General features: G+C 43.4%; 22 protein-coding genes and 1 tRNA gene. 7 read left to right on the top strand and 16 right to left on the bottom strand.

Annotated features, from left to right (window positions below; translation table 11 throughout):
- Window positions 1-2: 2 nt before the first annotated feature.
- From H0R92_RS10785 to H0R92_RS10770, 4 genes are read right to left on the bottom strand one after another with little or no spacing between them, the layout of a single operon-like run.
- Window positions 3-1034 carry a zinc-dependent alcohol dehydrogenase gene (locus H0R92_RS10785; RefSeq protein WP_432964472.1) on the bottom strand — a complete coding sequence of 344 codons (1032 nt, stop codon included), beginning with the start codon at window positions 1032-1034 and terminating at the stop codon, window positions 3-5.
- Between the two features lie 14 nt (window positions 1035-1048).
- Entirely contained in the window at window positions 1049-1834 is a 786-nt protein-coding gene (locus H0R92_RS10780) for a class I fructose-bisphosphate aldolase (protein ID WP_432964469.1), read from the bottom strand.
- A 57-nt stretch (window positions 1835-1891) separates the two neighbouring features.
- Window positions 1892-2842, bottom strand: a complete 951-nt coding sequence (locus H0R92_RS10775; protein ID WP_432964466.1) for a RibD family protein — start codon at window positions 2840-2842, stop codon at window positions 1892-1894.
- On the bottom strand, window positions 2832-4382 hold the full coding sequence (locus H0R92_RS10770) for a hypothetical protein (protein WP_432964463.1): 1551 nt from the start codon (window positions 4380-4382) through the stop codon (window positions 2832-2834). The genes H0R92_RS10775 and H0R92_RS10770 overlap by 11 nt, the downstream gene beginning before the upstream one ends.
- Before the next feature lie 159 nt (window positions 4383-4541).
- Between H0R92_RS10770 and H0R92_RS10765 the strand changes: the two genes are divergently transcribed.
- Genes H0R92_RS10765 through H0R92_RS10755 form a run of 3 tightly spaced genes read left to right on the top strand, consistent with a single transcriptional unit; the run spans window position 4542 to window position 9864 of the window.
- Complete coding sequence (locus H0R92_RS10765) at window positions 4542-5474, top strand: tetratricopeptide repeat protein (RefSeq protein ID WP_432964460.1); 933 nt, start codon at window positions 4542-4544, stop codon at window positions 5472-5474.
- Window positions 5475-5502: 28 nt separating this feature from the next.
- Window positions 5503-8196 (top strand): transcription elongation factor GreA, encoded by a 2694-nt coding sequence (gene greA / locus H0R92_RS10760; RefSeq protein ID WP_432964457.1) that lies wholly within the window; start codon window positions 5503-5505, stop codon window positions 8194-8196.
- A gap of 15 nt (window positions 8197-8211) precedes the next feature.
- Window positions 8212-9864, top strand: coding sequence for a nucleoside kinase (locus H0R92_RS10755; RefSeq protein WP_432964454.1), 1653 nt, complete (start codon window positions 8212-8214; stop codon window positions 9862-9864).
- Between the two features lie 81 nt (window positions 9865-9945).
- On the opposite strand, the gene fliJ is transcribed toward H0R92_RS10755, so the two are convergent.
- From fliJ to flgB, 8 genes are all read right to left on the bottom strand, one after another.
- The gene (gene fliJ, locus H0R92_RS10750; RefSeq protein ID WP_432964451.1) at window positions 9946-10377 is read right to left on the bottom strand and encodes a flagellar export protein FliJ; all 432 of its coding nucleotides are present in this window, start codon (window positions 10375-10377) and stop codon (window positions 9946-9948) included.
- Complete coding sequence (locus H0R92_RS10745) at window positions 10374-11732, bottom strand: FliI/YscN family ATPase (protein WP_432964448.1); 1359 nt, start codon at window positions 11730-11732, stop codon at window positions 10374-10376. Before H0R92_RS10745 ends, fliJ begins: the two co-directional genes overlap by 4 nt.
- Before the next feature lie 14 nt (window positions 11733-11746).
- Window positions 11747-12679: a flagellar assembly protein FliH gene (gene fliH, locus H0R92_RS10740; protein WP_432964445.1), complete on the bottom strand. Its 933-nt coding sequence runs from the start codon at window positions 12677-12679 to the stop codon at window positions 11747-11749.
- A 10-nt stretch (window positions 12680-12689) separates the two neighbouring features.
- Window positions 12690-13754 carry a flagellar motor switch protein FliG gene (gene fliG / locus H0R92_RS10735; protein WP_432964441.1) on the bottom strand — a complete coding sequence of 355 codons (1065 nt, stop codon included), beginning with the start codon at window positions 13752-13754 and terminating at the stop codon, window positions 12690-12692.
- Between the two features lies 1 nt (window position 13755).
- Window positions 13756-15465, bottom strand: a complete 1710-nt coding sequence (gene fliF, locus H0R92_RS10730; RefSeq protein ID WP_432964438.1) for a flagellar basal-body MS-ring/collar protein FliF — start codon at window positions 15463-15465, stop codon at window positions 13756-13758.
- A 93-nt stretch (window positions 15466-15558) separates the two neighbouring features.
- The gene (gene fliE, locus H0R92_RS10725; protein WP_432964435.1) at window positions 15559-15900 is read right to left on the bottom strand and encodes a flagellar hook-basal body complex protein FliE; all 342 of its coding nucleotides are present in this window, start codon (window positions 15898-15900) and stop codon (window positions 15559-15561) included.
- 29 nt (window positions 15901-15929) lie between these two features.
- Window positions 15930-16385: a flagellar basal body rod protein FlgC gene (flgC, locus tag H0R92_RS10720; RefSeq protein WP_432964432.1), complete on the bottom strand. Its 456-nt coding sequence runs from the start codon at window positions 16383-16385 to the stop codon at window positions 15930-15932.
- 55 nt (window positions 16386-16440) lie between these two features.
- Window positions 16441-16854, bottom strand: a complete 414-nt coding sequence (gene flgB / locus H0R92_RS10715; protein ID WP_432964429.1) for a flagellar basal body rod protein FlgB — start codon at window positions 16852-16854, stop codon at window positions 16441-16443.
- Window positions 16855-17024: 170 nt separating this feature from the next.
- Between flgB and H0R92_RS10710 the strand changes: the two genes are divergently transcribed.
- From H0R92_RS10710 to efp, 3 genes are all read left to right on the top strand, one after another.
- Window positions 17025-17675: a redox-sensing transcriptional repressor Rex gene (locus H0R92_RS10710; protein WP_432964426.1), complete on the top strand. Its 651-nt coding sequence runs from the start codon at window positions 17025-17027 to the stop codon at window positions 17673-17675.
- Between the two features lie 2 nt (window positions 17676-17677).
- The gene (locus H0R92_RS10705; RefSeq protein ID WP_432964423.1) at window positions 17678-18673 is read left to right on the top strand and encodes a class I SAM-dependent methyltransferase; all 996 of its coding nucleotides are present in this window, start codon (window positions 17678-17680) and stop codon (window positions 18671-18673) included.
- 85 nt (window positions 18674-18758) lie between these two features.
- Window positions 18759-19322 (top strand): elongation factor P, encoded by a 564-nt coding sequence (gene efp, locus H0R92_RS10700; RefSeq protein ID WP_432964420.1) that lies wholly within the window; start codon window positions 18759-18761, stop codon window positions 19320-19322.
- A 96-nt stretch (window positions 19323-19418) separates the two neighbouring features.
- Here efp and H0R92_RS10695 read toward each other — a convergent pair.
- A tRNA-Val gene (locus tag H0R92_RS10695) sits at window positions 19419-19492 on the bottom strand.
- A 34-nt stretch (window positions 19493-19526) separates the two neighbouring features.
- On the opposite strand from H0R92_RS10695, the gene H0R92_RS10690 reads away from it, so the two are divergent.
- Entirely contained in the window at window positions 19527-20201 is a 675-nt protein-coding gene (locus H0R92_RS10690) for a hypothetical protein (RefSeq protein ID WP_432964417.1), read from the top strand.
- Between the two features lie 17 nt (window positions 20202-20218).
- Here the strand turns inward: H0R92_RS10690 and H0R92_RS10685 are convergent, their stop codons facing one another.
- The 3 genes from H0R92_RS10685 to H0R92_RS10675 are packed head-to-tail and all read right to left on the bottom strand — an operon-like array spanning window position 20219 to window position 22679.
- The gene (locus H0R92_RS10685; RefSeq protein WP_432964414.1) at window positions 20219-20653 is read right to left on the bottom strand and encodes a response regulator; all 435 of its coding nucleotides are present in this window, start codon (window positions 20651-20653) and stop codon (window positions 20219-20221) included.
- Between the two features lie 23 nt (window positions 20654-20676).
- On the bottom strand, window positions 20677-21141 hold the full coding sequence (locus H0R92_RS10680) for a chemotaxis protein CheX (RefSeq protein WP_432964411.1): 465 nt from the start codon (window positions 21139-21141) through the stop codon (window positions 20677-20679).
- A 17-nt stretch (window positions 21142-21158) separates the two neighbouring features.
- Complete coding sequence (locus H0R92_RS10675; protein ID WP_432964408.1) at window positions 21159-22679, bottom strand: CheR family methyltransferase; 1521 nt, start codon at window positions 22677-22679, stop codon at window positions 21159-21161.
- Between the last annotated feature and the right edge of the window lie 23 nt (window positions 22680-22702).

Genomic DNA, 22702 nt, shown 5'->3' with positions numbered 1-22702 from the left:
AATTATTCCTCCCAAAAAGCCAAAACTCTGTACATGTCCGGTTCGCGTGTCATTTCAAAGCCTTGTGCGAGATTGCAAAAGGGTACTTCTTTCGATAAAAATCGTTCAAACGCAAAATCTTTTTGCATTAAAATATCAACAGCCGTTTGAATTGATTTTTTCGTATGCTTGGTTACTCCGGTAATCGTAATCTCACGATAATGAAACAAGCGCGGGTCGATATTCAAAATATCTTTTTCTCCCGTGCTGCCGTAAACGACTAAAACACCGCGGATACTCAAACCGGCAATAGCCTGCTCCAAAGCCGTTTTTCCCCCGGCGGTAAAAAAGGCTTTGTTCAACCCCTTGCCTGCGGTAAATGAATCTACGGCACTTTTTACATCCTCGTTAATCGGATCCACACACATGTCAGCCCCCAAAGCAAGGGCTTTTTTGCGGCGCAGTTCGTTCGGTTCGGAAACAAGAACCCGGCACCCGCGTTTTTTCAGCAATAAAATATGCAAGGCCCCCATAAAACCCGCACCCGAAACCAATACATTGTCCCCCATTTCGGGCTTGCCCAAATCCAAACTGTGGCAAACGCAGGCAAGCGGTTCGGTAAGCACCGCATATTTTAAAGGCGTTTGCTCATGCAGTTTATACACTTCATAATCTTTTGCAATAAAATATTCGGCAAAACCTCCGGGGCCGGCATAACCGGGTATCTTTTCGACATCAAAATTATTTTCACATTGATTGTCGAATCCCTGTCGGCAAGCATAGCATTGCCCGCAGCGCGTTAAACTTAACACTGCAACGTTGTCGCCTTCTTTCAGTTTTTGACTTACGTTTTTTCCGACTTGCCGGACAATGCCCGCAATTTCATGGCCTCCGGCAAAGGGATAGCTTTTTTTATGCCCGAAATAAAACCCCTGTTCAAAAGTACACAAACCGACTGCGACAACTTTAACAAGTACTTCATCGTCTTTTATTTCCGGTAACGAAACATTTATTATTTGAATTTTCCTTTCGTCCTGTATTATGGCTGCCTTCATACATCCCTCTCTTATCAGTTGCTCATTAAAATATCATAGGCAGAATCGACATCGGCATTTTTATGAATGATAGCGGTCAGCGCCTTTACCATTTGAACCGTTTTGCCGCATCCCCATACATTACGGCCTGCCGCAATTCCGGCCGCCCCGCTTTGTACGGCATCATAAACGACTTGTAAAAAGTCTTTAGGGTTTTCCGAACGGGACCCGCCCAATACTACCAGCGGAACAAAGGAATCTTGTACGATACGTTCGAATCCGGGGGCATAGCGTATTTTCATAAAATCGCAGCCTATTTCGTTTCCGATGCGCGCTCCCTTTGCAATATGTTCAAGCGCATGAAAAGAAGGATCGGCATCAAAGCCGCCGGGAACCGCTTCCGCACAAACGGGCATACCGATTGTGTCGCAATATTCGACAGTGCGCGCCAATCCTTCAAACGACTTTTCTTCTATACCGGCTCCCTGTCCTATATTTATAATAACGGCGTCGGCACCTAAGCGCATTGCCGAATCCGCACTGAAAACCAAACGCGAATCGTGCGCTTTTCTCATATAGGTGGGCGGCAGATCCAATCTGGCAATATACCCCAAACCGCTCAATTCTTTTTCAAATTTTCGGGCAACGCCGAAGTTAACCAAAACGGCATCGCCGCCGCCTGTTTTAATTTCTTCAAGCGTTTTACCCGGATTTTCCAATCCCGGATTGGTACCGTTAAAAGAACAGTGATCCATTGCTACAATCAATGCACGGCCGTCATTCTTAAAAATACGGCTCATTCTACGAATTTTTCCGAACATATATTACCTCTTTTAAAAAAAATATTTTACTTAATGTACAATCGGTTGTACTTTGCTTTAAACCTTAGTTGCCCTATAGTTCATTTTATACCGAATATAGTAAAAATGCGGACTATGCATGTGCATGCTTACAATTTCGGCATGCGGATGTTCCGTCGAACCGAATGATTTTTCATAACTGCCGATGGCGGCCGCCGAACCTCCGACAAAAATACAGGACGTATTGATAAAAATTTCATCCAGCAATTCGTTTTTCATTAAATAATGACAATATGTAGGCGATTCGATTAAAGCGCTGTCTATTCCCATACGCTTTAATGCTGTAAGCAAGGCATCCGCATCGGTTTCCCGACCTTTTCCGGTAACAAAAACCATAAGCTTTCCCCGCAATTCATCAATCAGTCCGGTCTTTTTTTCGTCAATCATTTTATCGGTTACAATAACATGATTGGCGGGAATCTCTTTAAGTAAGCCTTTTAAGCCTTCCGGCGACACATTAATTAAAATGGGAATATCTTCAGTGTGAAATACTTGATTGGCGTAGGGAAGATTTTCACCGCTGCGGCTTACAATAACGGTAAGCGGGGCAACGGGTTTTCCGTGTGCCAAACGCGCTTGTAAAAGATCCGGATCATAGGCACTTCCGGAATAGGTTGGTTCTTTTATTAAAGTGCCGCTTCCGATAATAATGGCATCGCAGGTTGCCCGCAATAAATTCAAAATCCAAAAATCGGCAAAGCCTCCGTCGGGATCCAGATAATTGTTTTTTGCAATTAAAGGCCCCACTTCATTGTCTTCAAAGGCTATTTTTCCGTCTATGGACATAACATAAGAGCCGAAGGTATAAGTGCGCGAATTATTATGCGGCGGGAATAAAAAATCGCCGTACACATCCTCCACCTTTTTGCATTTCAGCCCGTCATGTATATATCCGAGTTCCTTTGTGCGGCAAAAAAGCCGTGTAAGCTTAATTTGATTCGAGTTAAATTGAATCTCTTCAATCTTCATTATAGACACCTCCTGATAAGTTAATTGACTTTGATTTTTGAAAATGTAATTGCAGACATACAAGGGCAAGCGCCGAATATATAAGGATAAATTTGATATTGTCCGCAGGTAATAACGACAATGCGCTTTGATGTATAAAGCCGATTGCCGAAAGTCCGGCAAGAATCGCACAGGTAACGGCTGCCCGAACATATTCTTTTTGTATAATATAGGCAATCCATATACTGTACAAAAGACTTGAAGCAAAGGCCCCGTTTGCCAAATACATAAAGCCCTTTATCGCAATACCCGCCGCAGCAAAAGCTTCCATATCGACGCTTGTCAGCGAAGTATTAAGGGTATGCAGTACGTTATCCAGTAAGGTTACGACATATTGGGCAAAGATGGGAAACAACGAAAGATACACGGCAATACTGTAATCTTTTTTTAAATTGTTTTGTACTTCCATTGCAACGGTTAGCCCGACCGTAATTAAAAAAACCATAATAACTTCAAACGGAATAACCGCAATGATAAGCAAGGGCAGCCCGAAAAAAAGCATAATATAGGGAATAATCATAAACAATAAATACCCGCATTTTGCGCCGCTTCGCTTCCATCCGGGATGTCCGTAGTACACCGTTGTAGGAAAAGGACTGCCGAACAATGCGGAAACGATTGTAGTTACACCGTCATTAATCATAGATGTACGCAGCGGATATTTATCGCCGACCAAATCGGCACTTTCGACCGCTTGCATAGTTGCCAAAAAATTTGAGATTTGCAAAGGTATAATTGTCGAAAGATAGGGCGCGATTTTGGAAAGCCCCGTTCCGATATCGGATAAAAACAACGACGGCGGGTAAACGCCCACATTTTGTATTGCTTGCCGTACTTGTACCGAAGTTGCGGATTTTGTAAACCATGCAAATAAAGCGCCCGCAATTAAAATTAAAACCGAATTCGGTACTTTCGGTATCAAATTCCGCTTACGGAATATTGTCAGCCACGCAAGAAACAAGGATATAAGGGCTATTTGCGGCTTGTTAAAAACGCTTGCAACCCCGTTAAACGAAAGCCACACAAGGGCGGCTGCAGCCATATTGCCGATAAGCGCCGATTGGGGAATATAGCGCCGTACAAAACCTGCAACAAAACCTCCGATAATTTCGATAAAACCGCCGAAAAAACAACTTGCCAGTCCCACAGACCAAGCAAGATAGGCGTCGCCGGTTTGTCTGTATATAGGCACGATAATAATAAAAAGCCATGTAAACACTTGCGTAGAGCTTACGCCGAACGGCAAAGCCGTTACGTCATCTCTTTGTTCCTTTACACTTAACCTATACGCTTCCCAAAAATATATAATGCATCCGAGTATGGAACCTAGAGCAATACCCGGTAAAATACGTCCTAAAACCAAATCGGCCGGCATCTTTTCTCCGAACAACAAAACCCCGATAATAACCGAAATTTTGGAAAAAACGTCGCCCAAAATACCGAAAAAGGCTCCTATATCTCCTGCTGAAAAATATCGTTTCAAACCGTATTTTACATTCATCTTTCTTACCTCAATATTGTATATACAATATTTGTATATACAATATCCTAAACCGAGAAACATTATATGTCAAGCCTTTTTTTATGATTTTTAAATATACTGTGCGAATATTCCGTAATTGACTAAAAACGCCGAATCTGCGATAATAGTGTTGATATTATGGGTACTCCGTCTGAGACAGGATTAGCCGCAGCTTTTAATTCGCTCAAAGAGGGTAATCCCCGGAAGGCAAAAGCGGTACTTGAACATACACTTTCAAACGATCTTGAAAACAAAGAGGTATTGTTTGCGCTTAAATGCGTTAATTTTTGGTGCGACATAATTGAAAGCGTACAGGAACTACCCGATGCGTACCGGCGTGCGGAGCTTTTATTGGATCAATGGAAACGCTTTACCGTATTTATACGCGAAAGCGACCGGCTGTATGAGCAGGCGTTATATACTGTAAAAAAAGCTGTGTGTACTTCGGCATTGGAAAATTATTGTTCCATGCTGAACGAAAAAAACAAAACTTTAAAAGCGGAAATGCTTTCGAAAGCGGGACTGTGCAATAAACTGTTGGGCAATTATGAAACGGGTATAACCCTGTTTCAAGAAGCAAATACGCTCAATCCGAATTCGGTAGATACTATTGCCGAATTGGCGGACTGTTACGCTTTGTGCGGTCAGGAAAAAACGGCAAAGGTTTTGTTTCGGGAAGCTTTTTTTATCGATCCCCAAAGGGTCGATAATTCTTTTTTGGAATCGGAACTGTTTTGCCGCCTTGCCGAAAGAACGGCTGAAGCCGGCTACAGCGGAAAAGTGTTGCAAGAATGGATACCGGTATACGGCGTTTTATACGGCGTATTTAATATAAAAAGGGAATTGCGTGCTCTTGAAGCCGGAAAGTTAAAACAAGCGATTTTTGCTCTTGAAAATGAATTAAAGGAAAGCGAAAAAGAGCCGGAACTGCTTGTACCGCGTCTTATAAACCATTATTTTTGGCTTATAGACCACTATACGACAATGAACAGCGATCGTACCCGGATAAATGAACTGTTATTGAAAATTAAACTGCTGGATAATTCAATATACGGTATGTATACGGTATAAAGCGGGCAGAATAGTGAAGGAGAAAAACATGTCGGAAAGTTTAGTAAAGTCGGTTCAGGATATGCTGAATGAAGAAAAATGGACACGGGCAGCCATCGGTAATTATACAAAAAATCATTTTATAGAACTTGCATCCGTGGTTGAAAAAGCCCGCGCCGAAAATTGTATGGACGAAGTTCAAAACGCCTGCAACGAACATCTCGGACATACAAAAAACAGTATCATTGCCCTCTATATTTCCGGTATGCTCGGATTGAAAAAAAAGACCCTCGACAATTCTTCGCTTATATCGCTGGTAAATATCTTTCAGGACAATCATAAAAACCCCATCGTTATTTATTTGTGCGAAAGTATTTTAGACGAAGACGAAAGCAATAAATTCGCACTGCGAACCTTGGCGAATGCATACCGTGAAGAAAACAGCGAAAAGATTTGGGAAGTATATGAAAGCTTGGTAAAACTCGATTACGAAGAAGCCGATATAGCAAAACTCTTAGCCGAAAAATATGAAAAAGACGGCAATATGGAAGATGCGGTCGATTATTACAAAAAAGCCCTTCTTCGGTACGTAAATCGTAAAACTATAAATCAAATAAAAGAAATTTGGTCGAAATTGATAGCGCTCATTCCCGAAGAAATCGACTTTTTTTATCTTGTGCAGCGCAAAATCGCAAAATCGATAAGCGATGTGCGCAGTGCCGCTTTAATGCAAGAACTTTATGTGTATTATAAAGAAAAACAGGACTGGAATACCGCCATCGATATATTAAAACTTATTTTGAGTATAGACGAAAAAGACGCTCCGGCCCGCAAAGAATTGGTTGAATGTTTCCGCGGCAAATACGCCGATCACAGCCAACTTGAAGATTATATCCGTATTTCAAACTTAACGCAAAGCTGGCGCAATGTATTTGAAGCGATAAGCGATTTTGAAAAGCACATCGCCTTCGATGCAAAAAATTTCGTTTTTCACCGCTCGTGGGGCGTCGGTCTTATACGCAAAGTAAAAGACGATGAAATTTCAATAAATTTCGGTAAAAAATTCGGCATACGCAGTATGTCGCTGAAAATGGCGGTTAACGCTTTGCAGCCCCTCGATAAAGACCACATATGGGTTTTAAAAGCAACAAAATCGAAAGAAGAATTGGCAAAAATGATTAAAGCCGATAAAGCCGGGGCACTAAAAGTTATTATAAAAAGTTTCGGCAACAACTGCGACTTTAAACGCATTAAAGCCGAATTGGTTCCGACAATTCTCAGCCCCGGTGAATGGACAAGCTGGAATACGGGAGCGCGCAAAGTACTGGAAAACGATCCTACCTTCGGCGTAAACCCCAACGATATCAGCATGTATACCGTACGCGACCGTGCTATTTCTCAAGAAGAAAAATTGTCGAACGAATTCAAAGCGCAAAAGCAGTTTTTTATGCGCATAGATATTTTAATGCGCTTTGCCGAAGATGCCGACGCCGAATCCGAATTGTTCGCCGACATATTCTCGTATTTTACCGGTTACCTGCGTGCTTTTTCTTCGGTAAACGAACAAACACTGGCTGCCTTTTTGGTGATTAAACGCATTATAACGCGCTATCCGCACATGAATCCCAATATCTCCTACACGTTTGAACAATTGTACAACGAATTGGAAAACCCGAATGCGGTATATACGGCACTTAAAGATACAAAAAACACTTATTTGCGCAAGGATTTTCTTACCTGCATACGCACCCTTCTTCCCGATTGGCCGCAACAATACGTACGCTTGTTTCCCACCGTATTACAGCAGGATATGTTAACCGCTTTGTTAAATAACGGACATACCGACTTGGTAAAACAGCTTGCCCTTGACAGTTTTGAAAACTACCGCGAACGCCGCGAAGCCGTTATTTTCTTTTTCCGGGAATGTCAAAATGAAGACTGGTTTAAGCAAACCGGTATCGGTTTCGAAAAACAATTAATGACGCTCATACATATTTTGGATTTAAGTTACCGTGAAATTGCAAACCATCACGATACTACGGAAAACAGAAAAATAGACCGGCAAATACAGCTTTTATTGTTTAAAGACCAAACGCTGCTCAATTATATGCTCGACAACGATGAAGATACCATTACCCGTTTGTACACATTGGTAAACGATGTACGCGATTTGGATCCGGCGATTAAAATGAATATGCGTAACCGTATTTTGGAAAAATATCCCGGATTTAAATTCTACGGTATGGAAGAAAAAACGGTCGTTACGCGCGGTCTTATCGTTACGGCAAAAATGCTTGAACAAAAAAAACAGCAGCTTGAACACATCGTTACGGTTGAAATACCGGAAAATGCAAAAGAAATCGGCGAAGCTCTTGCACAGGGCGACTTACGGGAAAATGCCGAATACAAGGCGGCAAAAGAACGCCAGCAACAATTAAACAGCGCCGCTTCGCGTTTGCAGGACGAAATAGACCGTTCCCAAGTTTTCGATCCGTCCACAATTACAACCGCCCGCGTATCCTTCGGCAATACCGTCTTTTTACACAATAAAACAACCGGACAAGAAGAAGAATACACGATTTTGGGTCCGTGGGAATCGGATCCGGACAACAAAATCATTTCGTATATGTCGCCCTTCGGTAACGCTCTTATGAATGCAAAAGAAGGCGACGAATTGAATTTTGAAATCAACGAACAAAGCTATGCTTATACCGTAACGAGCATAAAAGCGGTTAAGTTTTAACGGATAAAAACGACTATGAATACCATTACAATAACTCTGAGCGGCGCAAAGGTTATACAAGTTGCGGCAGGATGTAAATCATCCGATTTATTGGATTTTTTTGATGAAGCGGCATCTTCAATTATAGCCGTCCGTTTTAACAACGAAATATGTTCACTCGCCCAGCCGCTCCAAAACAGCGGAACATTGGAACCCGTATGTACCGGTTCTTCCGAAGGATCGGCCATTTACCGAAGGTCCTTATGCTTTTTGCTTGCGGCTGCCTCCCATGAAATTTTTCCCGGAAAACGCCTTGCCGTCGGACACAGTCTCGGATACGGTTATTACTATACGCTGGATACGGATACGCCGATATCGATTGACTCGATACGGGAACTCAAAGAAAAAATGCAGGAGCTTACAGCAAAAAATTATCCCATACGTCAAAGCTTTATTTCGTATGAAGAAGCTATAGGGCTGTTTGAAAAACTCAATATGCGCGAAACACGCAAACAATTGAATTTCATATGTCCGCCGCATTTTAAAATCAATACGCTCAACGGTTTTTCCGATTTGTATTTTGCTCCTCTTTTGCCTTCCACCGGTTATTTGACGCATTTTGATTTAATGCCTTACGGCGAAGGTTTTTTGCTGCGCTATCCGACAACTGCCGAACCCGATCGAATCGGTAAATTCGAAGATATTCCTCAATTGTTCAACGTATACAAGCGGTATAAAGATTGGGGAAAAATGCTTGGAGTTACATCGGCTGCCGACTTAAACGAATTGATAGCCACGCGCAAAGTAAGCGATTTTATAAATATAACCGAAACCCTGCAAAATAAATGCATAGCCGACATTGCCGACCAAATAAAAGAACGTCAAGATGTAAAAACCGTTCTTATTGCAGGCCCCTCAAGTTCCGGCAAAACCACAACTTCAAAAAAACTGTCCATGCAGCTGCAAGTACTCGGTTATCAGCCGAAAGTAATAGAATTGGATTCGTACTATGTCGGACGCGAATTAACTCCGAAGGATGAAAACGGCGATTACGATTACGAAGCTTTGGAAGCCCTCGATGTCGCACAGTTAAACGGCGATTTACAGGATTTATTCGACGGCAAAGAAATAAAACTTCCTTCCTATGACTTTGTTAAAGGCGAACGCTATTACACGGGAAAAACCATGCGCTTGGATCCGAAAAACATCCTTATAATGGAAGGCATCCACGGGTTAAATGACAAACTCACCCCTTCGGTACACAAAGAGCATAAATTTAAAATTTACCTTTCGGCTTTAACCCAGCTTAACTTGGACGATCACAACCGTATCCCGACCAGCGATAACAGGCTTATACGCCGCATTGTGCGCGATTCCCAATTTAGGGGCAAATCGGCCGCCGATACGATAAAAATGTGGCCGAACGTTCAAAAAGGCGAAAGGCTTCATATTTTCCCCTTCCAAGACAATGCGGATGCAATGCTCAATACCGCCCTCGATTACGAATTGGCCGTTTTAAAAATATATATCGAACCTCTTTTACGCTGCGTAACGCCTTTACAGCGCGAATATGCGGAAGCCGGCCGCCTTTTGCGTTTTTTAAATAACTTTTCACCCATTCCGGCAAATTACGTTCCTGGTCAATCGCTTATACGGGAATTTATCGGCGGAAGCGATTTTAAATATTAAAAAAAACGAATTGTTCCGATTAAAGGGATTGTTCCGAATCTTTTTTTAAGCACTGAGGGCTGTCTAAAAAACTTCCGTTTTTTAGACAGCCCCGTATTTTTGAGAATAGGCGGCATCTTCCAAAGCAGATTCTTCCGCTTTAGTATTTTCTTTCCGCCATGTAAAAAATTGTTTTTCTTTTAACTTATGCAGCACACTGGATTTTTGCATGGCAATTTTAAAAAGCTCACGCCGCTGTTCTATAAGCAATTCGGATGCGGCCAAGTTTTCCAAAAGCTCGTCTTTTTTCACGTCGAGGCGTTTTACATAGTTTTCCAACGCCATAAGCGTACGCACATCCACCCTGTCGTTTCGGTTTTTGTTTACACGCACGCGCTCGGCTGCAAGATTGTGCAAATCCGCTTTTATCCTATCCGCTTCCGAAATAGCGGCTGCCAATGCCGTTTTTGCGTTTTTTTCTTCAAATTCACGAAGCTCAAGTAATTTTTGCAAATTAAATGAAAAACGCTTCATACTGCAGCCGCACCCTTATCGTCCCATTCTTCGGACGGAATTTCAATACCGGCCAATGCGCCGAAATCGGTTAATGTTTTTTCAATCGTCGTTTTTTCGCCTTCTTCCTGCATTAAAAACTTTTCGATAGCCGGATGCAAATCTATCGCCGCATCCACTTCAGGATTGGACCCCTTTTGATATGCGCCGACGGTTATCATATCTTCGGATTCGGCGTATATAGCCATAGAACGGCGGATTGCGGCCACCGTTTTTTGCGTTTGCGGACCGGAAACGCGCTTGGCAAGACGGCTGATACTCGCTAAAATATCGATTGCCGGAAAATGATACGCTTGAGCCAATTTTCGGTTTAATACAATATGACCGTCCAAAATTCCGCGTACCGTATCGGAAACAGGTTCATCCATATCGTCCCCGTCAACCAGCACCGTATAAAAACCGGTTATACTTCCCTTTTGAGAAGTACCGCTTCGTTCAAGCAATTTAGGCAGGGTTTCAAAAACACTCGGCGTATACCCCCTTTGCGCAGGCGGCTCCCCTATGGCAAGTCCTATTTCACGCTGGGCGCGCGCAAAACGGGTAACCGAGTCGAACATAAGCATAACGTCTTTTCCCTGATCCCGGAAATATTCGGCGACAGCGGTTGCCGTATACGCCCCCCGAATGCGCGCTATAGGCGATTGATCCGAAGTCGCAACAACCACAACCGAACGTTTTAAGCCCTCTTCGCCCAAATCACGCTGTAAAAAATCGACCACTTCACGGCCGCGCTCTCCGATTAATGCGATAACGTTAACATCCGCATCGGTATTGCGGGCAATCATTCCCAAAAGGGTAGATTTTCCGACGCCGGAACCGGAAAAAATGCCCAAACGCTGTCCTTTCCCGACAGCCAACAAAGAGTCGATTGCGCGCACACCCGTTACAATACGTTTTTTTACGGGCATGCGGTCAAGCGGATCCGGAGGGGATGCGAGGGCGGGATAAAAAACGGATGCGGCAATTTCGCCTTTTTTATCATAGGCTTTACCCGTTGCGTCCAAGACCCTGCCCAATAGCTGGCGCCCCACCGCAACTTGCAAAACGGAACCCGATGCCGTTACCGTGCAGCCGATTTCTATACCCTTTGTGTCGCCGTATGTCATAAGCTGAACGGTCGTATCGTACAAGCCGACAACTTCCGCTAAAATATACGTTTGCGCTGAAGGAACGGCTATTTTGCAGATTTCACCGATAACCGCTTGCGGGCCGCGGCTTTCAACGAGCATTCCGCGCACCCTGATTACCGCCCCTATATAGTGCACCGTTTCGGTTTGTTCCACTCTTTCGACATATTTGGTAAAAATCGTTTCCATGAGCTTAAAAATCTCTATTCCCGCTCAACGACGGAGGCACCGGAAATATTTCTTATGGGAGAAATTTCAAGTATTTTTTGCTCAAGTTCCGCAAGTTGACTTGAAATACGCGCATCGATCGATCCGAAATCGGTTTCAACGATACAGCCGCCCTTATCGACAGCCGAATCTTCGGCAATCGTTATGCTTTTTACACTTTCTACGGATTCTATAAAATCTTTTACATGTTCGCTCGTCAAATCCATATCGGCAAGGTTAACTCGTATCGTTACATCTCCGCGCCCCTTTACTTTGCGCAAAGCATGCAGCACATTCGACATAATAACATTGCGCTGATTTTCCGATATAATTTTTACGACTTTTCGCGAAATGAGCAGTACCAAATCGACAATTTGCTGTTCGGTTTCTTCCAAAATATTTTTACGCCTGTCCATTGTGCGTTCAACGATAACATGAAGCCGGTTTATAAGACGCAAAACTTCTTGGCGGCCGGTTTGATAACCGTCTTCGTGCCCCTTATCAAAACCTTCTTTGCGGGCATCGCTGACATTTTTTTCGTAACGCCGCTCGGCTTCCTGTATAATATCCAGCGAACGGTTTTCCGCATCTTTAATGATACGGGCCGCCTCGTCTTCGGCTTGTTTTTTTATAACCGCAGCTTGATCCGTTTTTCGTTTAACTTCATCGAAGGCGGATTGTTCGGCTTTTTTTACGATTTCCTGCGCTTCAACTTCCGCATCCGCCAACAGCTTTTGCTTTTCGGTTTCCCAATTTTTTTTAAAAAGCTCCGCTTCGCGGCGTAAATCATCTGCGGTAGGGCCGACATATTCGGGGATTTCTTCCGCTTCCGGTTCTTCGGGCTCGGTTTCAAAGGTATGGCTTAACTTGAGCAGCACCTTTTGATCGGATTTGGTAATTTCCGTCGGACGGAAAACCGTTTTCGCCATAACATTACTCCTACACTACAAGTTCATCTTCTCCGGAGCGGGCAATAACAATTTCGCCGCTGTCTTCAAGGCGCCGGATTGTGGATACGATTTTTTGCTGTGCTTCTTCAACGTCTTTTAAGCGTACCGGTCCCATAAATTCCATATCTTCTTTCAGCATACTTGCGGCGCGCTTGGACATATTGCGGAAAATCTTATCCTGTACTTCAGTATCGACAGCTTTAAGCGCTTTCGCCAGTTCCTGCGTATCGACTTCACGCATAACTTTTTGAATGGCGCGGTCGTCCAGCATAACGATATCTTCGAAAACGAACATACGCTTTTTAATTTCTTCGGCCAAATCGGGATCGTCTTCTTCTAAAGATTCGATGATGGACTTTTCCGAAGAACGGTCAACCAAGTTTAAGATTTCGACGATACTTTCGACACCGCCTGCAGCCGTATAGTCTTCACTCGACAGGGTGGACAGCTTTTTTTCCAAAACACGTTCGACTTCACGCAAAACATCGGGCGACGTACGGTCCATCGTCGCAATACGGCGCGCAACATCGCTTTGAATTTCATCGGGCAGATTTTGTAAAATAATCGAAGCTTTATTCGGTTCCAAATAAGCCAAAATAAGGGCGATTGTTTGAGGATGTTCCTGCTGAATAAAGTTCAAAAGGTGCGCCGGATCGGTACGGCGGATAAAGTCAAAGGGACGCACTTGCAAAGAACTTGTCAACCGGTTAATAATATCGATGGCTTTTTGACTTCCCAAAGATTTTTCCAAAAGCTCGCGTGCAAAGTCGATACCGCCGGAAGTAATAAAGTTTTGCGCTTTAATCAAATCCTGGAATTCGCGCAAAACGGCGTCTTTTAATTCGGCGTCTACGGTATCGAAACGGGCAATTTCGAAGGTAAGGGTTTCAACCTCGTCTTCGCGCAAATGTTTAAAAATTTCGGCCGATATATCGGCTCCCAATGCAACCATAAAAATAGCGGCTTTTTGACGGCCGTTGAGATTTTTATAATCTTTTCCTTTTTTAGCTCCGCCGCTTACAGTCGAAACGGGTTTTGATTGGGGTCCCGCCATCTTATTCCTCCATAAGCCATGTACGTATAAGCATCGCCACATCTTCCGGATGCTCACGCGCTATGGACATAACGCTTTCCTGAAGTTCCGCGCGTTCGCGTTCTTCAACGGACATAGTAACTTCCATTCCCGCCTGCTCGGCTTCCCACAGCGTTTTTTCACGCTCAAGCTGGTGTTTGCGCAGCAATTCTTCTTCGCGAAGCCGCCGTCTTCGTTCCATTTCGCGCGAAATAATGCGGAATAAAATAAAGGCGATTAACACCGCTATGACGCCGATAACCGATAAAAGAACGGTACGCCGCGTTTGTTCGGCGCGCATATAGGCAAGGTCTTCGGCGGCAAACTGAGCGCTCCGGTCAACGGCAATATTCGTAACGGTAACCGAATCGCCGCGGTCGCGGTTATACCCTATAGCATCCTGCACCAAAAGTTTTGCCTTTTCCAAATCTTCGGCGGGTACGGGAATGTATTCGCGCTCGATGCTTCCGGCAGGCGTTATCAGCAATTTACCCGTTTCCGGATCCGTTTTACGCTTCCACAAACCGTCTATGTTTACCGAAACGGTTACGCGGTCGATAGCCGGACTTTTTGTTTCCTGCGTTTGCCGAGTGTTTATAACTTGATTGCGCGTTTCGGAACGCTGCTGATCGATACCGTATAAATTGGACATATCGGAATATACGGGAGGATTTTGTCCTTCCGGGCCGGCAGGACCTTCGGGGTTATAGCCGGTACCCCGCCATGTTCTGTCTATAACTTGGGAGGAAATCGTTACGGATTCCAAAAGCTCCGAATCGTCGTAAGGCGTGTCTTTGTTGTCGGGGCGCATCGTAAAGGGAAAATATTCGGTTGAATTGATCTCTTTTTTCGACATATCCATATCGATTTTTATATTCAAGTTGCGCACGCGGTCCTTATCGAAATTCTTTTGGAGGGTTTCAAGAATCTTTTTACTGTATGCGCCTTCAAGGTTTGCAATAAGAATTTGCTCTTTTGCGATAATATCGACACGTTCCATTTCCGCCATGCCGTCAAAATCGTTTAAAACATCGCCGGCCGAATCGACAATAGTAATGTTTTCGGGTTTTAAGCCCGAAACGGCCATCATAAGCAATTTTTGAACGCCTTCAACCTTTTTTTTCTTCGAAGCAAAATCGCTTCCCGGCTTTATCGTCAAAATAACACTAGCGGTTATCGGCTTTTGATCCGCAGTAAACAAAGCTTTTTCCGGCATACCGAGTACCACTTCCGCACGGTCTATTTCGTCCAAAGATTCGATATGCTGGGTTACTTGAGCCGTAATGGAACGCTGTAAATTGACGCTTTCCCGTAAATCGGTTACCGTCCAACGCTCCACATCGAAAAGATTCCACGGATCGACATTGCCCGGCACCAAATCTTCACGCACGAGGATTGCACGCATTCTGCGGGCGGTCGCTTCGTCGTTAACCGAAATCATACCCGCATCGGTTACATGGGTTTGAATATTCTCCTGTGCAAGCCGGTACACGATTTTGTCGCGTATCGTTTGATCGGTAACCGGAACGCTGAACAGGGGAACGGTTGTCGGACGTGAAGAAAAAACGGAAACAAAAATGAGGGCGACGATAAGCGCCGCCAAAATTCCGATAAGAATAAGTTTTTGAATTAAGGTCCATTTTGACCATAACTCTTTAATTTGAAGAAAAAGCTTTTTGAGCCATTCGTTCATGCACCCTCCCGTCGAAAGCGAAAGCCGCTTCCGTGAACGAACTTACTTCTGTAATTTATAATGTCTTATTATAGCACAGTTTACGGAATTTGTCTACCTGTTGGAAGTAATTTCGTTCCATGCCTGCGTAAGACGGCTTATAACATTTTGCGCGATGGAAAGCGACAGATTCGCTTTAGCCATTGCAATCGTTACATCGTGCGGGTCTACGGAATCGGGATCCGTTACCAGCTGCTGTTCCATATCGGTAACATCAATTTGCTTTTGATTTACATATTGCACCGCATCCAGTAAGTAACGGTCGAATGCGGTACGGTTTGCTTTACCCGGATTTGATTCAAAAGCCGAAACCGTACTTTTCCCCGCTAAAAAAACCATCGGGCCGCTTCCTATATGTGCGGCATCCGAACGTATTAACTTCAACGCATCAATCATGAATCCCCTCCTTCTTTATTGTACCGCGATTATTGACCTATGACAAGGGCTTGCTGAAACATTTCTTTTGCTCCCTGAATAACCGTTGTATTCGCTTCATATGCACGCGACGCGGAAATCAAATCCACCATTTCGTTTACAATGTTTACGTTCGGAAGTTCGACATAGCCGGCGTTCGGACCGGATTGAATGGCATCCGGATGTGTCGGATCGTAAAGCAAGGTTCCCGCAGAGGTATCTTTTTCGACTCTCATAACGCGCACCCCCTCGCCTATTCCCTTATCCAAACTTTCAGGCACAAAGGGACTGCGGAACGTCGGTTTTTTTTGAGCCGACGCTAAAATAACGCGCGAACGTTTAAAAGGACCGCCGTCCTGCGTGCGGGTTGTCGATACGTTTGCAATATTATCGGATATAACGTCGGATCTGAAACGCTGTGCGCTTAAACCCGTTGCCGCAATATTTATACTTGAAAAAAGTCCCATATCCTACCTCTTTACTTTAAGCCGATTTTTCGGCTGCTTTAAGCCGGCTTTGCACCTACTTTAAAATAACCTTTGCCTGTGAAAAATGAAAACCCGTCAGCTGACTTAATAATTGATACGTCATTTGGGTTTTCAAAACATTCATAGCTTCCTGTTCCGGATCGACATTGCTGCCGTTCGGCTGTACCGTACTCCAATAATCGGTTACACGTCTTGGCTCAACGGTGCGATAATCGATAAAGGTGTCGTTGCTTATATGACGCGGATCGCTTGTAATAAGCCGTGCATGATCTTGAGCCGTTTTTTCCGATTCGAAAGCCCGTTTAAGCTGACTTTCAAAATTAACTTCGGTACGCTTATAATTCGGCGTTTCGGCATTTGTCAAGTTATGCGCCGTAATCTGATAGCGCAGTGCATTCACATCAAGTGCGCGATGAAGAATATCCAAAGTCCGTGTAAGACCGTTCATTATAAGCCTCCCTGTCCGGTTACCCGTACTTTAATTTTCGGAATTCGCATAATTAAAGTTTAGAAAAAACGATTTTTAAAATCGCGTGATATATATTATACTTTCCGCCTCTTCACAATTTTGCGTTTTTACTGTATACTACAAAGAAACTTTATTATAGGGAGCCTATTTTGGTAAGACAAAAAATACCGGCAACGCCTTCAATCCGCCGCCTGCCTTCTTATTTACATATCATAAAAAACGTGCAAAGCGAAGGATATGAGTTTATTTCGGGTACCGTTATTGCCCAAGAACTGGATTTGGAACCCATACAGGTACGAAAAGATTTAGCCATTACCGGTATTGTCGGAAAACCGAAAAAAGGCTATCCGGTTGCGGCTTTGATAGCGGCCATCGAGCATTTTTTAGGCTGGGATAAACAAAAAAACGCCATTATTATCGGTGCCGGAAATTTGGCAACCGCCCTTACCGGATATCAGGAATTCCAGTTTCACGGCTTGAACTTTGTCGCGGCTTTCGACACCGATGTGCGCAAAATAGGAAGCAGCATTCACGGCGTTCCCGTTTTTTCACTTGAAACGCTTAAAGAACAAGTCAACAACCTAAAAGCTACCATAGCCATTATCACGGTTCCTTCAGCCTATGCACAGGAAACCGCCGACAGGGTAACCCAAACCAGCATAAAGGCAATTTGGAATTTTACAAACGTAAAGCTCAAATTGCCGCGCGGAGTCGTTTGCCAGCGCGAAGATTTAACGTCCGGCTATGCGATGCTCAGCCTTATGCTCAACAATACAAAGCCGCACCGCATAAAAAAATAGATATGGACTCAAAAACGGCCGCCCAAACCCTTATGTTTGCAAACCGGCTTTGTAAACGCGAGCGCCATTTGAAAAAATGGGCGCGCCGAACGGCAGTCTATGCATACCGCTTATACGATCGCGATATTCCCGAAATTCCGCTTTGCCTCGACCGCTATGAAGACATAAACGGTACCGTTTATCTTGTGCTGTATTTATACGAGCGCCCCTACGAAAAAGATAAAACGGAAGAAACCTTATGGCTTGAAGCGATGCAAAAAACGGCTTTGAAAACCTTAAACGTTTTACCGGAACATATATTCGTAAAACGCCGCCGGAGGCAAAAAAACAGACAAACCGAAGCGGCACAATATGCAAAACAAGCGGAAAATGATGTGTGTATCCGTATACGGGAAGGCGGTCTTTTGTTTTCGGTTAACCTTTGTTCATATGTCGATACGGGTTTGTTTTTCGATCACCGAATTTTACGCGATACGGTGCGTACCGAAGCAAAGAATAAAAGTGTTTTAAACCTTTTTTGTTATACCGGCAGTTTTAGCGTATACGCGGCCGCAGGCGGAGCATCGCGCGTCGATTCCGTGGATTTATCCGTCCCCTATTTGGAGCGCGCACGGCACAACCTTGCACTTAACGGATTTACCGATACAACTCGTTTTAAACTTATTCAAAGCGATGTATTCGGTTTTTTGCGGCGCAGTGCGCAAGTATGGGATATCATCGTCCTCGATCCGCCGACTTTTTCTAATTCAAAAAAAACCGATACCGTCCTCGACATAAACCGCGATTGGCCTCTTTTAGTTTCCCTGTGCCTAAGCCGCTTAAACAAAGGCGGTATACTTTATTTTTCGACAAACAGCCGCAGTCTTACCTTTGACGAAAACGCTTTACGCAGCCTGCACCCGCATCCTTTCAGCGTCAGCGACATAAGCGAAAAAACAATCCCCGAAGACTTCCGAAACAAGCGTATCCACCGCTGTTGGAAAATCCACCGAAACTGATTTAAAAGCAAACCTTTTTGTAATCTGTTGCAACGGCAGATAAAATTCATTATAATAAAGCATATTATTTTTTGAGAGGAAAACAATGATTAGAGGCGGCGATATCGCCAAAGGGACGGTTTTGCTTATTAAAAACGCACCCTTTTTAGTAGTTGAACGCGAATTTGTAAATCCGGGAAAGGGAACGGCTTTTGCCCGAGTTAAAATGAAAAACTTAAAAGACGGTTCGGTTTTAACGCAAACCATTAAAACCCCCGACCTTGTCGAAGACGCAACAGTGGAAACCGTAGACGGACAATACCAATATTCGGACGGCGACAACCACATCTTTATGAATACCGTCAGCTTCGACAGTATTAATGTTCCCGAAGATTTAAACGAAAATTTAAAGTATTATCTTAAAGAAGGCGAAGTGTATCCCATTTTGCTTTGGGACGACGAACCCATCGACGTTAAAATTCCGCAAAAAATGGTGTTTACCGTTGCCGAAAGCGAAAATTACGTTAAAGGAGATACCGTATCGGGTGCAACCAAGCCTGTCGTTACCGAAACGGGTTTAACCGTGCGCGTCCCCTTATTTATAAAACAGGACGAAAAAATCCTTGTTAATACGGAAACAAACGATTATGTGGAGCGTGTAAATAAATAAACGGTTAAAAAAAGGCTAAAAACTCCAGTTTTTAGCCTTTTTTATTATAAAATTGTAGTGAAACTGCAAATCTTGTGGTATAATGAATAATACGGATGGGCGATACTGGGATCGAACCAGTGACCCCTACCATGTCAAGGTAGTACTCTAACCAGCTGAGCTAATCGCCCGTACATACCGCTAAAGATATCATATAGCAGTATTTTGGTCAAGCGCTTAATTTCGCGGGCTAAAGTATTGGAAGAGCCGCAGGTTTTGTATTTTCTTTTATTGTGTAAAAAAAACGGATTAAAAGGACTCTTACGCTATGCGCTTTCCTATGAAAACTGTACATGTAAAACCGTATGGAATTTAAGCGCCTTATTTAAAGAAATCCGCTGCAAAGTTCCCGACTGCATTATTTTGGACAGAGATTTTTTTATTTTTGCCGATAAAAACACCCAAATAGAACCTTATATCCGTGCAAGTATTTTTTTCGACAAATTCGATTTTATGATATTTTTATATGATGCACAAAATATACACAAACTGAGTATTCCCGTTTTTCAAAACAAACAGTGCAGCTGCGAAACAAAAAAAAAGATAGAAACAATACTTAAAAATGCGGCAAATAAAATAGAGCTTTTAAAAAACCCGCCGGAAGAATTCAGACCTGCGGAAAAAAAACTGTACAGCCTTTTAAAACGCAAGGCGGAACAAGCCCTGTCTTTGGAAGAAATGAGTTTTGCACTCTGGGGTATACATACGGATGCACATACAAAAACATTGTACACGTATATACACAGAATAAACTGTATTTTGCAACAAGCGGCTCACAGACCCGAATCGCTTATAAAAGTAAAAAAGGGCTATTATAAACTCACGTTTGAAAGTTTATAATAGCCCGCTTACCTCGTTTATTTTAACGAAGCGCCGATTCGTTCCAAAACCTTTTTACGATCCAAAGGCTTTACGATATAGTTTTTTGCTCCCAAAAGAAGGGATTTTTTTACCAATTCTTCTTTTCCGAGCGCGCTTATCATAACGACACGGGCATTTTTATCAAAAGCCATTATTTGTTCCAAAGCCGTAATTCCGTCCATTTTGGGCATTGTAATATCCATTGTTACGATATCGACATTCGGACATAATTCTTTATACTTTTCAACACCCTCTTGACCGTCGCCGGCGGTTGCAACAACTTCATACCCTTCGCTGGTTAAAATTTGTCCCAACTGTTTTGCAACAAACATTGAATCGTCAACGACCAAAACACGAACCTTCGATCCGTCTTCTTTTACCCCCTCAGGCGGCCTCTCATTTATCGACGGAAAATCTTGTTTTGTTTTCATACTTTTTTTCTCCTCTAGTTCCCTTAGGCTTTTTCACGAATAGCAACATTGACTTCTATTTTGCCCTGCTGGGTAATCATAGGAACAATTAATGCTTCGACTTCGTTGTTTGCGATTTCCATTTTTTCACCGGTAAAAAGAGCTGGAGGGGTTAAATCGAATTTAAAACCCAAATCATGCAATTTTGTAACGGCTTGAGCGGTTATCAAATTGGCTAACTCGGTAATAGTCGCCTTTGCCAATTCGTCAAAAGCCGTTAATTCTTCCATATTCATACGGGAAGCTATTTTCATAGCCGTCTCCATCGTCATATCAAAAAGAACACGGCCTTCGACATCACCGGCAAGACCGACAAGGGCAACCACACCCATTACCGGCATTGATGTTGACTTAAGATATAAATCACCACGTTTGACTTCACCGTTTAATACTTCCGTTAAAACACTGAATGCGGTTTCAACAAAAGGATTGATGTACTCTACACGCAATTTGTCCTCCTAAAAAACTATTGCTTAGTATATGTTATGACGGTATCTTTCATAACTTCGAACCAATTATTTCGATCGGCAAGAACTTCATTATCGCCGACAACAACAAAACCGTTACCGCGAATCTTTTCATAAAAATCTTCAAGTACGGTGCTTTTGTTTGCTTCGGGTACAAAGGATAAAAAATCTCTTGCAAATATAAGATCTACTTGCGAAACGGGATTTGAATGTGTACAATCATGATATTCAAACAAAATAGTATCTTTTATATCCGGTGCAAAGGTCCACTCTCCGGATACCGTTTGCGAAAGATATTCATCATACCAGCTAAAAGCGGGACTTTTTTGCACCAACATAAGCGGAGCATTGGAAACCGCAAGTAAATCCGTATCCTGTGCATATATACGGATTTTCGCATCCGGATACCGTTTTTTCAAAAGACAGGCAAGCGAATACGCTTCATAGCCCGCACCGCAGCCGGGATTCCATACATAAATCTGTTTTGCATGATTTTCGGGCAGCACCGCATAAATCGCTTCGGCATACTCGTTTGTCCATAAGCTGCCCGTACAGCGCGAATAAAAGGGGCTTAAAAAAGCGTCGGCATCATCCGCATTTAAAATCTGAACATTCGCCGCCGTACGCTCGTTTTTCCATTCGGCATAGCGTTTATGCACCCAGTGTTCGTTTATATCGGACAAGTAGAACTTTTTAAACGATGCAAGTTCTTGAGCAACAAATGAAAATTCGGGATCTTCTTTCGGCTTTTGCGCTTCGGCTTTTGCGGAGGCGGAAGAAGAAGGCGCAGACGAAACAGAAGCCGCCGAAGAAGCGGCGGAAGCGGAAGCCGCCTTGTCTTGGGAAGTGTCTTTTATCCTGTCTTTTTCCGCTGCGGAAAAAACATCGGCCATAGTCGGAGCTTTTTCCGTTTTTGATGCGGGCGGTTCAAAAGCCGCTTGGGGCGGGAGCTGCTGCATTGTTTGCTGCATACCCGAAACGGAAATATCCTGCGGCTCGTATCTTTCAACCCCCTTAATACCGAAAATGCGGTCAATATCAAGCAAAATATATAAACGATCCGCATTTTCAACGACACCGTAAATATATTTTATATTGATATCGCCGAACAGAGGGTGCGGCGGCTGTATCGTACTGCTTTGAATTCCCACAACACGATCTATGCGGTCTACGACAATTCCGTATTTTTGCTCACCGAAACTGACAATGATAATGCTTTCCTGATCTTCGGCGGAACGCTCCGGAACCGGAATATTAAAAAATAAGCGCAGATCAATAATCGGAATTATTTCACCGCGCAAATTATATACGCCGATAACAAAGGGGGCGCTGTTCGGAACATAGGTAAAGCGGCCCGCCTTCGCTATTTCCTTAATTTTAAGAATATCAATGGCATATTCCTTTCCCGCAAGTGAAAACGTTACCATTTTAAAATCTATGTTTACGATTTGTTCTTTTTTATCGATGCCTGCTTCTTCAGCGACTTGCATATCCAGTACACTTTCCAGTACTTTTTCCATGTATAACCCCTTTCGAGTATCTG

The sequence above is a fragment of the Treponema sp. OMZ 840 genome (genome assembly GCF_050937815.1).
In the GTDB taxonomy this organism is placed as follows: Bacteria; Spirochaetota; Spirochaetia; order Treponematales; family Treponemataceae; genus Treponema_C.
This window is presented reverse-complemented; position numbering and strand designations above follow the sequence as displayed.

Excerpts from the sequence above, each read along its gene's own strand:
- efp (WP_432964420.1), top strand. The coding sequence starts at position 18,759 with ATGATTAGAGGCGGCGATATCGCCAAAGGGACGGTTTTGCTTATTAAA.
- H0R92_RS10705 (WP_432964423.1), top strand. The coding sequence starts at position 17,678 with ATGGACTCAAAAACGGCCGCCCAAACCCTTATGTTTGCAAACCGGCTT.
- flgC (WP_432964432.1), bottom strand. The coding sequence starts at position 16,385 with ATGGGACTTTTTTCAAGTATAAATATTGCGGCAACGGGTTTAAGCGCA.
- H0R92_RS10755 (WP_432964454.1), top strand. The coding sequence starts at position 8,212 with ATGAATACCATTACAATAACTCTGAGCGGCGCAAAGGTTATACAAGTT.
- fliH (WP_432964445.1), bottom strand. The coding sequence starts at position 12,679 with ATGGCGAAAACGGTTTTCCGTCCGACGGAAATTACCAAATCCGATCAA.
- H0R92_RS10745 (WP_432964448.1), bottom strand. The coding sequence starts at position 11,732 with ATGGAAACGATTTTTACCAAATATGTCGAAAGAGTGGAACAAACCGAA.
- H0R92_RS10785 (WP_432964472.1), bottom strand. The coding sequence starts at position 1,034 with ATGAAGGCAGCCATAATACAGGACGAAAGGAAAATTCAAATAATAAAT.
- fliE (WP_432964435.1), bottom strand. The coding sequence starts at position 15,900 with ATGATTGATGCGTTGAAGTTAATACGTTCGGATGCCGCACATATAGGA.
- H0R92_RS10675 (WP_432964408.1), bottom strand. The coding sequence starts at position 22,679 with ATGGAAAAAGTACTGGAAAGTGTACTGGATATGCAAGTCGCTGAAGAA.
- H0R92_RS10770 (WP_432964463.1), bottom strand. The coding sequence starts at position 4,382 with ATGAATGTAAAATACGGTTTGAAACGATATTTTTCAGCAGGAGATATA.
- flgB (WP_432964429.1), bottom strand. The coding sequence starts at position 16,854 with ATGAACGGTCTTACACGGACTTTGGATATTCTTCATCGCGCACTTGAT.
- fliJ (WP_432964451.1), bottom strand. The coding sequence starts at position 10,377 with ATGAAGCGTTTTTCATTTAATTTGCAAAAATTACTTGAGCTTCGTGAA.
- H0R92_RS10775 (WP_432964466.1), bottom strand. The coding sequence starts at position 2,842 with ATGAAGATTGAAGAGATTCAATTTAACTCGAATCAAATTAAGCTTACA.
- H0R92_RS10765 (WP_432964460.1), top strand. The coding sequence starts at position 4,542 with ATGGGTACTCCGTCTGAGACAGGATTAGCCGCAGCTTTTAATTCGCTC.
- H0R92_RS10685 (WP_432964414.1), bottom strand. The coding sequence starts at position 20,653 with ATGAAAACAAAACAAGATTTTCCGTCGATAAATGAGAGGCCGCCTGAG.
- greA (WP_432964457.1), top strand. The coding sequence starts at position 5,503 with ATGTCGGAAAGTTTAGTAAAGTCGGTTCAGGATATGCTGAATGAAGAA.
- fliF (WP_432964438.1), bottom strand. The coding sequence starts at position 15,465 with ATGAACGAATGGCTCAAAAAGCTTTTTCTTCAAATTAAAGAGTTATGG.
- H0R92_RS10780 (WP_432964469.1), bottom strand. The coding sequence starts at position 1,834 with ATGTTCGGAAAAATTCGTAGAATGAGCCGTATTTTTAAGAATGACGGC.
- fliG (WP_432964441.1), bottom strand. The coding sequence starts at position 13,754 with ATGGCGGGACCCCAATCAAAACCCGTTTCGACTGTAAGCGGCGGAGCT.